Raw genomic sequence first — 13,182 nt, 5'->3', positions numbered from 1 at the left:
TTTTAAAACACGTAAACAATTAAGCTTTTACTTTCTTGCTACGGTAGTCTTCTACAGCAGCTTTGATTGCATCTTCAGCAAGTACAGAGCAGTGTACTTTTACTGGTGGAAGTGCAAGTTCAGTTGCAATATCAATGTTCTTAATTGCTTGAGCTTCATCAAGAGTTTTGCCTTTTAGCCACTCTGTTACTAATGAGCTAGATGCAATTGCTGAACCACAACCGTAAGTTTTGAAGCGAGCTTCTTCAATTACGCCATTGTCATCAACTTGAATCTGTAGACGCATAACATCGCCACAAGCTGGTGCACCGACCATACCTGTACCAACGTTTTCTGCATTTTTGTCTAAAACACCAACATTACGAGGGTTTTCGTAATGATCAATTACTTTTTCGCTATAAGCCATGATGCTTCTCCAAACCTCGGGGTCAGCCTTAAGATTAATATGGGGGTGAAATTACGTTAATCAATGAGATAGCCTTAAAATAAAAGCTATCTCACCGGGATGAATTAGTGTTCAGCCCATTCTACAGAATTAAGGTCGATACCTTCTTTGTACATGTCCCAAAGCGGTGAAAGATCACGTAGTTTTTCAACTGCTGCTTTGGTAATTTCAAGTACGTGGTCAATATCGGCTTCAGTGGTGTATTTACCAAAGCTGAAACGAATCGAGCTGTGAGCCAATTCGTCTGAAAGACCCAATGCACGAAGTACATAAGATGGTTCTAAAGTTGCTGATGTACATGCAGAACCAGAAGATACTGCGCAATCTTTAAGTGCCATCATTAACGATTCACCTTCAACAAAGTTAAAGCTGACGTTTAGATAGTTTGCAACGTTGTATTCTGGGTGACCGTTGAGGAAGACTTGTTCAAGATCTTGCAAGCCATTCCAAAGTTTGTCACGAAGTACACGAATACGAGTTTGTTCAGCATGCAGGTTTTTGCCAGCAAGTTCGAACGCTTCGCCCATACCCACGATTTGGTGAGTCGCTAGCGTACCTGAACGCATACCACGTTCATGACCGCCACCGTGCATTTGCGCTTTAATACGTACACGTGGTTGACGACGTACATAAAGAGCACCAATACCTTTAGGACCATAGATTTTGTGGCCAGAGAAACTCATCAAATCAACTTTCATTGTTGAAAGATCAATTTCTACTTTACCTGCAGCTTGCGCAGCATCTACATGGAAATAAGTTTTGTTTGCACGAGTCAATTCACCGATTGCAGCTACATCTGTAGTTGTACCGATTTCATTGTTCACCATCATCAAAGATACAAGAATTGTATCTGGACGAAGGGCTGCTTGAACCATTTCAGGTGTGATTAAACCTGTTTTTGCTTCTGGCTCAAGATAAGTAATTTCGAAACCTTCTTCTTCAAGCTCGCGGCAAGTATCAAGAATTGCTTTATGTTCAATTTTACTTGTAATAATGTGCTTGCCTTTAGATGCATAGAACTGAGCAATACCTTTAAGCGCAAGGTTGTCAGATTCAGTTGCACCAGAAGTCCAAACGATTTCGCGTGGATCAGCTTTTACTAGATTAGCAACTTGTTCACGTGCATATTCTACTTTTTCTTCTGCCTGCCAGCCGTAAGCATGAGAACGAGAAGCTGCATTACCAAAAGTACCGTCAAACGTTAGACATTCCATCATACGTTCTGCGACTTGAGGGTCTACAGGTGTAGTTGCTGCATAGTCAAGATAAATAGGACGCTTCATGTCAAATACCTGTAACCGATAAAAGGGCTGAATCAAAGTTTGCTGAATTTTGACGAATTGATACGGTTTGAACGTTATCGCGTGCTACAAGGTCAGCAAGGGTGATTTTTGCAAGATAATCGGCAATGTGGTGGGAGAGTTCCTGCCATAAATCATGAGTCAAGCACATTGCACCATTTTGGCAGTTGCCTTTGTGGTCACAACGGGTTGCATCAACTGTTTCATTTACAGCTTCAATAATTTCCAAAACAGTGATGTCTTCAGCACTACGAGCAAGGTGATAACCACCGTTTGCTCCACGGATGCTGGAAACTAAGCCGTGACGCTTTAATTTTGCAAATAACTGCTCAAGATAGGCCACTGAAATGGTTTGACGAGCTGCAATTTCTGCAAGAGTGATCGTTTGTTCAGTTGGCTGCAAAGCTAAATCAAGTAGAGCAGTCACTGCGTAGCGACCGCGAGTTGTTAAGCGCATGATTCGATACACATGTTAAGTCTAGATGTGCAGATTTTATGAATCCTGACTAAAATAGTCAAGTTTTTTTGAGATTGTTTATTTGTTTTATTTTGTCTGAAAAATTATGTATTTATTTGAACCACACATTATACACTAATAACGTTATTAAAAGAACAGATATTAGACTAAAAGCGATATTAATCCGCTTTTGACGACGTTCGATACGCTTAATACGGTTTTTATATTGTTTAACTTCAACTTGCAGTGTGTTGATTTTAGAGCGTTGCTGTTCGATTTTTTCTAAAAGTGGGGCAATACGTTTTTTTGACGCAACGATATCGTTTTCTTCGACAGGTTCAGACAGCCAGTGTTTCCAGTCAGATAAAATTTTCGGCACACTAAATAATGAAACAAGATCGCGAAATTCATCTTTCAGAACCACATCACCATCGATCCGCATGGTTTTGATGCTTTTACGATTACCAAATACAAAAATTTTCACCAAATCCATTAATGTCGTGCGGACATCAAGGTCGATGGCTTTATCTGGAGATTTCGTGTCGAACAGAATACCGTGCTCAGTAAATTGAACATAAAAGTCAAAATAAGGGATGTAGCTATTTATTTTCAGTGCGACTTTTTGATCAACAAATTTTTTAGCTTGTAATGCTACAACACGGTCATGTTTTAAAATGAAAGTAAAAATCGTTTCTAAAACAATCAGGGTCATAGTAAGCAACAAATGTGGTTGAGCTTGTGTTTGTTGCGTATCACTCATAAAAAAAATGTCCTTGTTAAAATCTGAAAGCACTGGAAACTGAGCATCCTGCTCTAGAGGAACTTAGAATATACCAAAAAGTTGGTAATTCACCAGCTTTGTAGAACAGTTTAATCAATCTATCAAGTCATATGTTTGCTATTATGTTGTTAAAATGAAGAATCACATGTTGTTGTGCACATAAAATAATCAGGAGAAGTGCGGATTATGGAAAATACAGAAAGCATAATTGACGATGCACAAGAAACATCAGAAAAGCCGGCTAAAACTCGCGTACGTAGTCATTCTGATCGTCGCTCTAAAATGGATTTTCGCAAATATACCAAACAGATTTGGTTGGCTGGATTAGGTGCTTTTTCACGTGCTGAGGGTGAAGGAAATAAGCTTTTTGACTCTTTAGTCAAAGTTGGAGAGGAGCTTGAGTCCAAAACGATTGATATTGCAGATCAAACTGTCGAAAAAGTTTCAGAAAAAGCCAAAGAATCTGTAACCGATACGAAAGATAAAGTAGAAAAAATTTTAGATAATGGTGTTAATCATTCTTTAAACCGTTTAGGATTGGTGACTGTAAAGGATTTACAGCACTTAGAAAGGCTTATACTTCAATTACATACTAAAGTTGACCAATTGGCCGAAGAAAATGCCCAACTGAGGGCCGAAATACTAAAAAAACACTAACTTTTTTACTATTATCGAATTTTCAAGGTTTTTTTCGTCAAAAAATTCTATAAAAAGAGGTTGATGAGTATTGCGTTTAACCCTAAAGCATTGCTATAAAGGCGTTATGGCGTTTTATACAAATTCTTGAACCTTAAATAAACGATATTAAGAGGACGTAATTTTCATGAATAAATCAGAATTAATTGATGCAATTGCCGAAAATGGGGGATTATCTAAGGCCGATGCCGGTAAAGCTTTAGATGCTACAATTGCTGCAGTTACCAATGCATTAAAAGCTGGTGATACAGTTACTTTAGTTGGTTTCGGTACTTTCAGCGTTAAAGAACGCGCTGCACGTACTGGTCGTAACCCACAAACTGGTGCGACTTTAGAAATCAAAGCAAGCAAAGTTCCTAGCTTCAAAGCTGGTAAAGGCTTGAAAGATTCTGTAGCTTAAGCTTATTAAGCACATGAGACGCGCCATTATTTGGCGCGTTTTTTATTGGTAAATGTGATTAATTGATATATCGCATTCATTCATCTCGGGTTTTCGGTTAAAATTCACCGCAAATAAAATATTGGAATACTTATGGAATCGTTTCGTAAAGTCATTAAGGGTTGGCTGGGCAAGGTCTTGCTCGTTTTGTTTTTAACCCCTTTAGCACTTGTAGGTATTGAAGGATATTTTAGTGGTGGATCTAAAGATGCAGCAAAGACTGTAAACGGTACTGAAATTTCTCAAAAAGAACTCGAAGCACTGACGAACTCATTAAAAGAACAATATCTGGCATATGCTCAGGGTGATGAAACATTATTGAATCAAAATTTCATTAGCAATAAAGCGATGGATACCTTGGTTTCACGCCAATTGTTATTGCAACAAGCTGATAAATTAGGCATTAGCTTGAGTGATGCACAAATTGTGCAAATGATTCATCAGCAGCCAAGCTTCCAAGTCAATGGTCAATTTTCAGATGAAGCGTTTGGGAGATACCTCGAATCGATTGGTATGACGAACCGCACATTCATTGATAATTTACGTAAAGACCATGCTTTAAAAATGTTGTCTACTACATTTATGGAATATGCATTGGTGAGTAAGCTTGATATCTTGCAAATTGCGAACTTACAAACGGAACAACGTAGTATTCAGTTGGCGAGCATTAATCTTGAAAATTACAAGAAAAATGTAAAAGTATCTGATGCTGAAATTGCCGCTTATTATGAGCAGCATAAAAACAAATTTAAGCAAGCAACCAGTGTTGATGCTGATTTTGTCGTATTAACACCTGCCAATATTACTGCACCAGTAGAAGCTGCAACTGATGCTGAATTGAAAGAAGCGTATAACAGCTTTGTTGAGAATGCACAGAAGTCAGTTAAACCACTCGTTAAGCACATCATGATCACTGCGGACAATCGTTCAGATGCCGAAGCTAAAAAACTGGCTGAAAGTGTTCAAGCTAAAATTAAAGCGGGTTTAAGCTTTGACCAAGCTGCAGCGCAATTCTCTGAAGATCCGGAATCTAAAGCAAAAGGTGGTAAACTGGTTGCTTATGAAAAAGGTGTGTTTGGTGATGCGTTTGATGCAGCAGTTGAAGGTGCTCAAGCTGGTCAAGTAACTGCTCCCGTGAAAACAGACAGTGGCTATCACTTGATCGAAAAAGTGGCGCCAGCTGTAAAAGTGGCTTCATTTGAACAGGAAAAGGCACGTCTACAAGCAGAAGTCGCTGCTTCGAAAAAAGCCAATGTTTTTTCTGACACTGTAAACAGCCTCAATGACATGGTCGTAAGCAGTGATGCCCTTGATGTCGTGGGCCAAGAAGTGAAAGGCGTAAAAGTACAGTCATTGAATGGCTTAACATTAGCATCGCAACATCCGGTTTTAAGTGATGCAAACGTCAAAGTTAAATTGTTTAACGATGATGTTAAAAATGGTGAACGTAATGTTTCATCGAGCATTCAGTTGAAAAACGGTGATGTAGTTTGGGTGAAAGTGCGTAACTATCATGCTGCAGGTGTTCAAACCTTAGCTGAAGCGAAAGCGCATGTGAAAACGCAGCTGATTGAAAAGAAAGCGTCTGATGCTGCAAAAGCCCAAATTCAAGTGACATTAAAAGAGTTTGCTGCAAAACCTGCTGCTTCAGTTGCAAAAGGCAGTTTAAACTTTGAAAATGCGGGTACATTCACTCGTGCGGATGGTTTGTTAAAACGCGAAATTCAACGTGCTGCATTTAGTGTAAAAGCGCCGAAAGCAGGTCATTGGTCTGTTACTACGACTAATCTACCAAATGAATTGGTTGTGGTTGCTGTGACTGCAGTGAATAAACAATCTGATGCGGCATTAACGGGTGAGCAGTTAGATGAGTTAACAAAACTTTATCAACAGCTTCGTGGTCAACAAGAATTTGATGACTACACACGTTATCTAAAAGATCATGCCAAAATTAAATAATTAAGGCAGCTTTAAAAAAACCAGCTTTCGAGCTGGTTTTTTTATGTTTAAGTTTAATGCATCACACTTTAAGAAAAACTTTTAAAAACAAAGATTAAATAAAATTGACTATTTAAATAATTCTCTTAAATTGAGTTTGGGAAGGCAGTTTCCTAAAAAATATAATGATGTGATTTGAGGGTGCTATGCAAAAGATGAGAGATTTAAACAGTATTTTAAAAAATATTTTGGGACAAGTTGAAATAAAGCAGTTGCTGATTCAGGGGAAATCACAGCATCAGCATATTCCCTCAACACCAGAAGTGACAGGACTAAATGACCTTTTAACTGGCACGGCAGAGCCAAAAACATGGGTGATCATTTCGGTCGGTGAAACTTTTACACGGGTCAAAGTGGATAAACAAGGACATTAGCAGATTGAAAATCCACTTAAAGAGGGCGGAGTTGTCACAATTTATGCGGCAAATCATCATGGCTTACGCTCAGAGGCAATAATGATTGCTCCAATTGCAGAGCCAAGTGTGCTACCCAAGATGCCGGAAATAATTGAAAAAGGCGAATATTTGGTTGGTAAAGCTGATGCAGGAAATACGGTGGTTGTGACCTATGGTGAGCAAGAGTTTATAACAGTTGCTGATGTAAATGGCGATTGGTCGATGCTCAATCCTTTAACGACCACAGGTGCAATAAGTGTTGTGGCAATTGATCAGGACGGTAATCGTTCTGAGGCGTTGCATACAGCGCAAATCATTTTACCGCAAGCTGTTACGATTTTAGAGTCTGGCGCGGTGATATCAGGTACTGCCGCACCAAATACGACTGTTGTGATTTAGTCGGATCAAGCGGTCTATCGTATTCAGGTCGATGAAAATGGTGATTGGTCAATAGAAAATCCAGTGGCAAATGGTGGCATGTTGATGATTGTTGTGGAAGATCAATTTGGTCAGCAATCTCCTGCGATTGGCTTGGTATTTCCATTTATTCAGACCTCGCCTGAAAATCCAAGCTATCTACTGCCGGCGCCAGAAGTGACGCTAAATACTGAAAAACTCGAAGGCAATGCATTTCAACAGGCTAAAATCATTGTTACAGCCAATGGTCAAGAGTACGTGACGTATGCCAATGAAAGTGGTTTTTGGTCGATGGATAACCCGATTCAAAATGGTGGCTTTGCAACAATCGTGGCGGAGGACAGTCGTGGTGTTCAATCGCCTGAAATCTCAATAGCTAAACTGTTTCTTGCACAACCTGAATCATCTGTTGAACTTACAGAGATTTTATTGGCAAGTGATGAGCAAAGTGAAAACCAAAATGACAGTCAAATTGAGCCGATTCAATCTGTGATCAATCTAGATACGCTTTTACAGGATGCGAATGAAGTCCCAATTGTATTGCACACCGATGAACAGGATTTGATCGCATTGGGCAGCGACGTTTCAAATCCGCCCGCTATACTTCCTGCGCTTGAATATCCAAGCTTACTCATTGAAGCTCCACTGACACCGTCTGATTGGCTTGCTTAGAAATATGAACCAGCTTCTGAGCTGGTTTTTTTTGACTTAAATTGACAGATATAATTTTTATTTAAAAGATTTGGCAAATGAAATATCGGCTCTAGCATCGTAGATTGGTGTTCTCAAAAAATAATATGAAAAAAATAACTCATCACGACAAAGGATTAAGTGGATGATATCTCTGTATATGCCTCAATGTAAACGTTTAAAGAACCCGTTATTGCGATGGATGGATCATTATTTTAAACACATGATACAGATGCTACTAACGATTTGCGTTGCCAGTAGTATTCAAGCTGCAGAACTAAACTTTCAAAAAGTTTTAGAGCAGGAAAGAGCTTGGGCGGGCTTGAGTAGTAAAAAAGTCAAAAATAATGAAATCGAATGGACATACAGTGAAGGAGGAGATCCACGAAAACCGACGCTACTGTTGCTGCATGGTTTGTCAGGCACGCGTGATAATTGGAACCGAGTTGCCCGTTATTTAACGCCCAATTATCATGTCATTATTCCAGATCTGCCAGCACATGGAGAAACTATTGTCGCAGATCAATTTGATCTATCAATTCCTAATTTAACTGAAAAATTACGACGATTTATAGATGCTGCAAAGTTAGATCCAAATTTACATATCGCAGGGCATTCGATGGGTGGTGCAATTGCCATGCTCTATAGCGCTCAGTATCCCTTAGAAGTGAAATCTTTATTGTTGGTGGATTCAGCAGGTGTCTTTAAGTCGAGCAATACAGCGTATCTAAAAGATACGGCAAAGCTTGCAGAGCTAGTGGTCAGAAAAACTGGTGATTTTGATCGCGTGATGAAGATCGTGATGCAATCTCCGCCTTTTATTCCACAAGAATTAAAAATTGGGCAAGAAAAGTTGATGATCGTTCAGTCTAAACAAACCAATAAAATGGTGGAGCAACTGCAAAAAATGGCCACCTTGTATACGCCAGAGTCCTTTGCTTTGGCTGCACGAGGCATTGATGCACCTGTGTTTATTATCTGGGGGAAGCAAGATCAGATTATCAATGTTGAAGTAGCAGAAGAACTGAGACGCTTATTTAAAAAAGCCGAAAAGCCTCTGATTTTAGACCATGTTGGTCATATGCCAATCTTAGAAGCGGAGCAGTTAATGGCGTTGCCATATTTAAAGTTTCTTTCAACTGTTCAATGAATCAGATTGGTAGAGTAGGTGTAAAAAAGCGAGAAATATCTCGCTTTTTTAAACTTAATTAGATACTTTGAGTCGATTTAAGCACGTACTTTAATTTCATAGCCAGTGTATTTTCGAATATTAATCACACCGGTATCCAAAATCAGATACTGACCTTTAATCCCTTGTAATTTTCCTCGAATAATCGGTGTTTTGTCCAAATTATGCGATTTGATTTTTTCAGGATATTCATCTACCGGGTAGATAAATTGGCGTGGCAACTCATCTTCTAGTAGTTCAACGGTTTCATTAAACTCTAAATTTTGGCTAAATTCTTCACGAATGGTCTGAATTTTTGGTGCGAATTCTTCTACCAATTGGTCGCGAATTTCGATCAGGTTGATCGGTTCTGCTTCACCTTTGAGCAATTTACGCCAATCGGTTTTATCGGCCACTTGCGTACCAAACATGACTTCAAGCTGACCAGATAAACGACGTGAACCAACTTTCATAATAGGCAAAGCTTGCGTCGCACCTTGGTCCAGCCAACGTGTAGGCATTTGACCAAGTCGAGTAATCCCCACTTTTAAGGCACTCGAATTAGCTAAATAGACAATATGCGGTTGAAAGCAAACTTCATGGGCAAAATCATCTTCACGGCAAGTCCCGAGATGATAATGACAGGTTTCAGGCTTCATAATGCACATATCACAAGAAGCCTTGGTCTTCATGCATTTGAAGCAATGACCTTGTGAATACGATTTAGGCGTTTTTGCGCCGCAAGAAATGCAGTAGATATTTCCAGTGGCTTCAATTTCAATTTCTTGGCCAAGGCTAAACGGTAGATCAACTTCTGAGCGATCTAGAATAAATTTATACTCAACATTTGCCTTGTGTGTATGTTGATCAGTTACACTAAGGTCTTTAAGACCTGCATGCATTTTATGGCAAATGCCTTGTAGTTCCATACGAATACTCACTTCATTATTAAGGATGCGGTCAATGGCTGAACAAAATGTCATCACTTCTATGCTAGACGATTTGTCAAAAGAGCAGCCCATTTCAACCGCAATCTGTATTGGTCAGGATCTTGAGCAATACAATCAATTTCATCCAATTCAATGGCAACATTTTAACGTAACTGAGTTTTTAAATCTGCCTTTTACCCAGCGTTTTGACCTTGGATTTGTGATTCTTGATACTGAAACGATGTTGAGTTTGGATCAGCAGCAGAAAACTCAGATGTTGGTAAAATTGCGTGACCTATTTGCCAAACGCATCGTGGTGGTGAGTAAGTTACACGATGAACAATTATTACGTGCTTTAGGCTTTACTCAGCTCATTGATAAAACCACGCATGAAAGTGATTTTGCTTTATGGCAGTTTAATATTTTGACTTATAAACATATTCCAGATTGGTTTAACTCTAAATTTTGGGCAAATCCTGAAAACTGGGATAAATTCCGTTGGTAACAAATACTTAGCCTGAGAAAAATTGCAAAAATTAACAAACATTTATGATGGAAATGTCTTTTTCCACGTATGCTGTAACTAAGTTTATCTAGGTTTTACTGGGAAAAATAAAATGACAAATTTAAATAATATTGTTGAAATTTTAGCAAAGCAGGCCCTTGGTGGTGCGAACAATCAAAATCAACAAGGTGGCTTAGGCGGTATTTTAGGTTCGGTGTTGGGGCAACTGGGTGCAAATGCAGGCGCTCAAAATACACAAACCAATGCTCAAAACCAAGCGGGTGGTTTGGCTGGAATTCTAGGCTCTGTGTTGGGCCAACTGGGCGGTGCAGCGCAGTCGCAGCAACGTAGTAGTGGTGGCAATGCTTCAACCATTTTAGTTGCAGTGTTACCTCTGGTGCTGGCTTGGATTCAAAAACAAGGTGGCCTACAAGGTGCTTTGGATAAATTACGTGGACAGGGCTTGAGCAGTCAGGTTGATGATTGGGTATCTACAGGCCCTGGCGATAATGCCGCTGTGAATAATCAACAAGTACAAAATTTATTTGATGATGCCGAAGTGGAGCAAGTTGCACAAGAAACTCAAACTCAGAAACAAGATGTGTACAGTGCAATTTCAACAGTATTGCCGCAAATTATTGACTCATTGACGCCACAAGCTGGACAAACCAATCAGCAAGAAGCGAATGCTGATATTCAACAAGTGATGAATTTGGTTTCAGGTTTTCTTAAGCGTTAATCACAATATCGTTTGATGGTATTTGATTGAATACAAGCCAGTGAACACTGGCTTTTTTATGATTTGAAAAATGATAACAATGTGACGCTAAGGTGGATTAAATAAACGGTTCGACACACTGATTTTTTTGCCAATATAGTGTGATTTTTTTTGACGAATCAAAATGATTCTTGACTGAAATTCTAACTCACCAAACTCTGGTTCAACTTGCACATAATGTAGTTGACCAAACTCATCACGCACACGCGCTTGAGCCGAAAAGCCGGGACGGGCATTTCCACTTGAAATGGTTGCTAGACGACCCAGTAGGTTAACGGTTTGTTTTTTATATTTGGGCGGTACAACCTGATCCAAACAATGAATCATAAATACCGTAAAGAATATGGCAATAATCAACGCAGGTAAAATAAGATAATAAGCGGGAACGAATTGACCTTCTTTAGCGTGAATACAGAACTGAAGTACATAGCCTGCAAAGCTAAAATTCATCAGTAGAAAGAACAAAATCAGAGTCTTGGAAAATTTGACATTCAATAATGCCAATTCTTGTATGCGCTGTGGGGCAATTCTTTTCAAAACTTGGCTAGGACTAATATTGATGTAATAGCCAATGGTTTCAACCATGCCCAATAACAGTACGGCCAATAAACTTAAATGAAAGGGTATTAAGTTATAGTCTGTTAAAAATGCGGACATGGTTGTATTCCAGTGTTTATTCTTCTGTGAGGTAGATTCCACCGTCAGAATGCACGTTAATGTTCACTTTTTCAAGGGCTTGACCTTGGCATGGGCCAGAAATACATTCCCCAGAGTCGACCATAAACAGTGCGCCGTGTGTTGAGCACTCAATAAACTCTTGGTCACGATCTAGAAACTGATTTTCAAGAAACTCAAGTTCCACGTGCAAGTGTGGGCAGTTATTTTGATAAGCGTAAAACATGCCATCACGTTGGGTGATAAAAATCGTTTCACCTTCAGGCGTTTCGAATGATCGTGCTTCACGTTCAGGCACATCATCCGTCATGCAAATTTTAAACATTAAGCACATTCCTTCTGAAATGATTGTAAAAGCTGAGCATAGTCTTCAACTGCTAGGCGTGGACCAAACTGAGCCACAACTTCACTTGAGATCAAGATGGCAAGTTCAGCAGCCGTTTGATAGTCATGACCTGCATTGAGTGCATATAGGAAAGCACCAGCAAAAGCATCACCAGCACCATTGGTATCTACTGCGGTAACTTTACGACCTGGCACGGTAAATGTTGCGGCTTCATTATGAATTAAGGCACCTTTGGCACTTAATGTAATGACAATGTGTTTGCTTAGTGATTGCAATTTCGTAAGTGCAGCATCCAAATGGTCAGTTTCTGTATACATCAGTGCTTCCTGTTCATTACAGAACAATAAGTCCACACCATCATCGAGTAGCTCATCTAGACCTTGACGTGCATATTGCACCATTGCTGGATCAGATAAGGTCAATGCAATTTGTACACCATTGGCTTTGGCGATTTGACGTGCTTGTTTTACCGCAAGACGCGCGCTATCTGATGTTGAAAGATAACCTTCGATATATAACCATTTCGCAGTATTTAAGCTGCCAAAATCAATTTGGCTATCAGTTAATTCAGCAGTAATACCGAGGTAAGTATGCATCGTACGTTCAGAATCAGGGCTGACCAATACCATACATGTGCCGGTTACACCTTCACTGATTGATTGAGTTGCAGTTTGGATACCTGCGTCGTTTAAACCATTTAGGTAAATTTGACCTAAGTCATCATTGCCGACACGACAACCATAAAATGCAGTTCCGCCTAAAGCACTAAAAGCAACCGTTGTATTTGCTGCAGAACCACCAGAAGCTTGACCTTTATATTCTTGAGTCGCTTTTAGATTGTTATAAAGGGCTGCTTGAGTATCACCATCTGTCAGTTGCATCGTACCTTTTTGCAGATTGTGTTGAATTAGGAATTCGTCAGAGACTTTAAATTCTTGGTCAATAAGTGCATTACCAATTGCAAAAAGGTCAACAGTTGCCATGTTGTATGTTCACATCAAAAAAATGAAAGTGCTAAGTTTACACGAATGCTCAGGATTGCTGTAGTTTGTTGAAGAAAATTCAATTAAAGGACAAGTGTGTATAAAAATCGGGCAAATCCATTATATTTTTACATTTTTTTTGAATTAGTTGCCGTTTTAATCAGCTTTGCTATTGTGCA

17 protein-coding genes are annotated in these 13,182 nt (G+C 39.3%); 9 read left to right on the top strand and 8 right to left on the bottom strand.

The features are described from left to right. Window positions 1-19 precede the first annotated feature (19 nt). The 4 genes from iscU to MST17_RS08775 form a co-directional block, all read right to left on the bottom strand. Window positions 20-406, bottom strand: a complete 387-nt coding sequence (gene iscU / locus MST17_RS08790; RefSeq protein ID WP_078188667.1) for a Fe-S cluster assembly scaffold IscU — start codon at window positions 404-406, stop codon at window positions 20-22. 104 nt (window positions 407-510) lie between these two features. Further along, entirely contained in the window at window positions 511-1,728 is a 1,218-nt protein-coding gene (locus MST17_RS08785; protein WP_078193480.1) for an IscS subfamily cysteine desulfurase, read from the bottom strand. Between the two features lies 1 nt (window position 1,729). Next, complete coding sequence (locus MST17_RS08780) at window positions 1,730-2,203, bottom strand: Rrf2 family transcriptional regulator (protein WP_078188665.1); 474 nt, start codon at window positions 2,201-2,203, stop codon at window positions 1,730-1,732. 112 nt (window positions 2,204-2,315) lie between these two features. After that, a complete protein-coding gene (locus MST17_RS08775) occupies window positions 2,316-2,963 on the bottom strand; it encodes a hypothetical protein (protein WP_078188664.1) in 648 nt (215 codons plus the stop codon). Between the two features lie 207 nt (window positions 2,964-3,170). Between MST17_RS08775 and MST17_RS08770 the strand changes: the two genes are divergently transcribed. The 7 genes from MST17_RS08770 (at window position 3,171) to MST17_RS08740 (ending at window position 8,769) form a co-directional block, all read left to right on the top strand. Beyond that, window positions 3,171-3,641 (top strand): phasin family protein, encoded by a 471-nt coding sequence (locus MST17_RS08770; RefSeq protein WP_180007822.1) that lies wholly within the window; start codon window positions 3,171-3,173, stop codon window positions 3,639-3,641. 166 nt (window positions 3,642-3,807) lie between these two features. After that, the gene (locus tag MST17_RS08765; RefSeq protein ID WP_078188662.1) at window positions 3,808-4,080 is read left to right on the top strand and encodes an HU family DNA-binding protein; all 273 of its coding nucleotides are present in this window, start codon (window positions 3,808-3,810) and stop codon (window positions 4,078-4,080) included. Between the two features lie 132 nt (window positions 4,081-4,212). Next, a complete protein-coding gene (locus tag MST17_RS08760; RefSeq protein ID WP_180026248.1) occupies window positions 4,213-6,078 on the top strand; it encodes a SurA N-terminal domain-containing protein in 1,866 nt (621 codons plus the stop codon). A gap of 185 nt (window positions 6,079-6,263) precedes the next feature. Continuing rightward, complete coding sequence (locus tag MST17_RS08755; protein ID WP_180026247.1) at window positions 6,264-6,491, top strand: hypothetical protein; 228 nt, start codon at window positions 6,264-6,266, stop codon at window positions 6,489-6,491. Between the two features lie 81 nt (window positions 6,492-6,572). Continuing rightward, the gene (locus tag MST17_RS08750) at window positions 6,573-6,911 is read left to right on the top strand and encodes an Ig-like domain-containing protein (RefSeq protein ID WP_180026246.1); all 339 of its coding nucleotides are present in this window, start codon (window positions 6,573-6,575) and stop codon (window positions 6,909-6,911) included. A 78-nt stretch (window positions 6,912-6,989) separates the two neighbouring features. After that, the gene (locus tag MST17_RS08745) at window positions 6,990-7,601 is read left to right on the top strand and encodes a hypothetical protein (RefSeq protein ID WP_180022148.1); all 612 of its coding nucleotides are present in this window, start codon (window positions 6,990-6,992) and stop codon (window positions 7,599-7,601) included. 250 nt (window positions 7,602-7,851) lie between these two features. Beyond that, window positions 7,852-8,769, top strand: a complete 918-nt coding sequence (locus MST17_RS08740) for an alpha/beta fold hydrolase (protein WP_373684066.1) — start codon at window positions 7,852-7,854, stop codon at window positions 8,767-8,769. A gap of 77 nt (window positions 8,770-8,846) precedes the next feature. Here MST17_RS08740 and MST17_RS08735 read toward each other — a convergent pair whose 3' ends face one another. Next, window positions 8,847-9,716: a DUF2797 domain-containing protein gene (locus MST17_RS08735; RefSeq protein WP_180026299.1), complete on the bottom strand. Its 870-nt coding sequence runs from the start codon at window positions 9,714-9,716 to the stop codon at window positions 8,847-8,849. Window positions 9,717-9,750: 34 nt separating this feature from the next. Between MST17_RS08735 and MST17_RS08730 the strand changes: the two genes are divergently transcribed. After that, window positions 9,751-10,221 (top strand): DUF6231 family protein, encoded by a 471-nt coding sequence (locus MST17_RS08730; RefSeq protein ID WP_078188659.1) that lies wholly within the window; start codon window positions 9,751-9,753, stop codon window positions 10,219-10,221. Between the two features lie 112 nt (window positions 10,222-10,333). After that, the gene (locus tag MST17_RS08725) at window positions 10,334-10,960 is read left to right on the top strand and encodes a YidB family protein (protein WP_180010117.1); all 627 of its coding nucleotides are present in this window, start codon (window positions 10,334-10,336) and stop codon (window positions 10,958-10,960) included. 87 nt (window positions 10,961-11,047) lie between these two features. On the opposite strand, the gene MST17_RS08720 is transcribed toward MST17_RS08725, so the two are convergent. Genes MST17_RS08720 through MST17_RS08710 form a run of 3 tightly spaced genes read right to left on the bottom strand, consistent with a single transcriptional unit; the run spans window position 11,048 to window position 13,003 of the window. Next, the gene (locus MST17_RS08720; protein ID WP_180026245.1) at window positions 11,048-11,656 is read right to left on the bottom strand and encodes an OB-fold-containig protein; all 609 of its coding nucleotides are present in this window, start codon (window positions 11,654-11,656) and stop codon (window positions 11,048-11,050) included. A 16-nt stretch (window positions 11,657-11,672) separates the two neighbouring features. Further along, a complete protein-coding gene (locus MST17_RS08715; RefSeq protein WP_180004656.1) occupies window positions 11,673-11,999 on the bottom strand; it encodes a Rieske (2Fe-2S) protein in 327 nt (108 codons plus the stop codon). Continuing rightward, window positions 11,999-13,003 (bottom strand): adenosine kinase, encoded by a 1,005-nt coding sequence (locus MST17_RS08710; protein ID WP_180004657.1) that lies wholly within the window; start codon window positions 13,001-13,003, stop codon window positions 11,999-12,001. The genes MST17_RS08715 and MST17_RS08710 overlap by 1 nt, the downstream gene beginning before the upstream one ends. Between the last annotated feature and the right edge of the window lie 179 nt (window positions 13,004-13,182).

It is taken from the genome of Acinetobacter sp. YH16056_T (assembly GCF_024605895.1).
Classification (GTDB): Bacteria; Pseudomonadota; Gammaproteobacteria; order Pseudomonadales; family Moraxellaceae; genus Acinetobacter; species Acinetobacter amyesii.
This window is presented reverse-complemented; position numbering and strand designations above follow the sequence as displayed.

What these genes read in the sequence shown, in the direction of transcription:
- iscU (WP_078188667.1), bottom strand. Translation starts at nt 406, where the DNA reads ATGGCTTATAGCGAAAAAGTAATTGATCATTACGAAAACCCTCGTAAT.
- MST17_RS08785 (WP_078193480.1), bottom strand. Translation starts at nt 1,728, where the DNA reads ATGAAGCGTCCTATTTATCTTGACTATGCAGCAACTACACCTGTAGAC.
- MST17_RS08780 (WP_078188665.1), bottom strand. Translation starts at nt 2,203, where the DNA reads ATGCGCTTAACAACTCGCGGTCGCTACGCAGTGACTGCTCTACTTGAT.
- MST17_RS08775 (WP_078188664.1), bottom strand. Translation starts at nt 2,963, where the DNA reads ATGAGTGATACGCAACAAACACAAGCTCAACCACATTTGTTGCTTACT.
- MST17_RS08770 (WP_180007822.1), top strand. Translation starts at nt 3,171, where the DNA reads ATGGAAAATACAGAAAGCATAATTGACGATGCACAAGAAACATCAGAA.
- MST17_RS08765 (WP_078188662.1), top strand. Translation starts at nt 3,808, where the DNA reads ATGAATAAATCAGAATTAATTGATGCAATTGCCGAAAATGGGGGATTA.
- MST17_RS08760 (WP_180026248.1), top strand. Translation starts at nt 4,213, where the DNA reads ATGGAATCGTTTCGTAAAGTCATTAAGGGTTGGCTGGGCAAGGTCTTG.
- MST17_RS08755 (WP_180026247.1), top strand. Translation starts at nt 6,264, where the DNA reads ATGCAAAAGATGAGAGATTTAAACAGTATTTTAAAAAATATTTTGGGA.
- MST17_RS08750 (WP_180026246.1), top strand. Translation starts at nt 6,573, where the DNA reads ATGATTGCTCCAATTGCAGAGCCAAGTGTGCTACCCAAGATGCCGGAA.
- MST17_RS08745 (WP_180022148.1), top strand. Translation starts at nt 6,990, where the DNA reads ATGTTGATGATTGTTGTGGAAGATCAATTTGGTCAGCAATCTCCTGCG.
- MST17_RS08740 (WP_373684066.1), top strand. Translation starts at nt 7,852, where the DNA reads ATGCTACTAACGATTTGCGTTGCCAGTAGTATTCAAGCTGCAGAACTA.
- MST17_RS08735 (WP_180026299.1), bottom strand. Translation starts at nt 9,716, where the DNA reads ATGGAACTACAAGGCATTTGCCATAAAATGCATGCAGGTCTTAAAGAC.
- MST17_RS08730 (WP_078188659.1), top strand. Translation starts at nt 9,751, where the DNA reads ATGGCTGAACAAAATGTCATCACTTCTATGCTAGACGATTTGTCAAAA.
- MST17_RS08725 (WP_180010117.1), top strand. Translation starts at nt 10,334, where the DNA reads ATGACAAATTTAAATAATATTGTTGAAATTTTAGCAAAGCAGGCCCTT.
- MST17_RS08720 (WP_180026245.1), bottom strand. Translation starts at nt 11,656, where the DNA reads ATGTCCGCATTTTTAACAGACTATAACTTAATACCCTTTCATTTAAGT.
- MST17_RS08715 (WP_180004656.1), bottom strand. Translation starts at nt 11,999, where the DNA reads ATGTTTAAAATTTGCATGACGGATGATGTGCCTGAACGTGAAGCACGA.
- MST17_RS08710 (WP_180004657.1), bottom strand. Translation starts at nt 13,003, where the DNA reads ATGGCAACTGTTGACCTTTTTGCAATTGGTAATGCACTTATTGACCAA.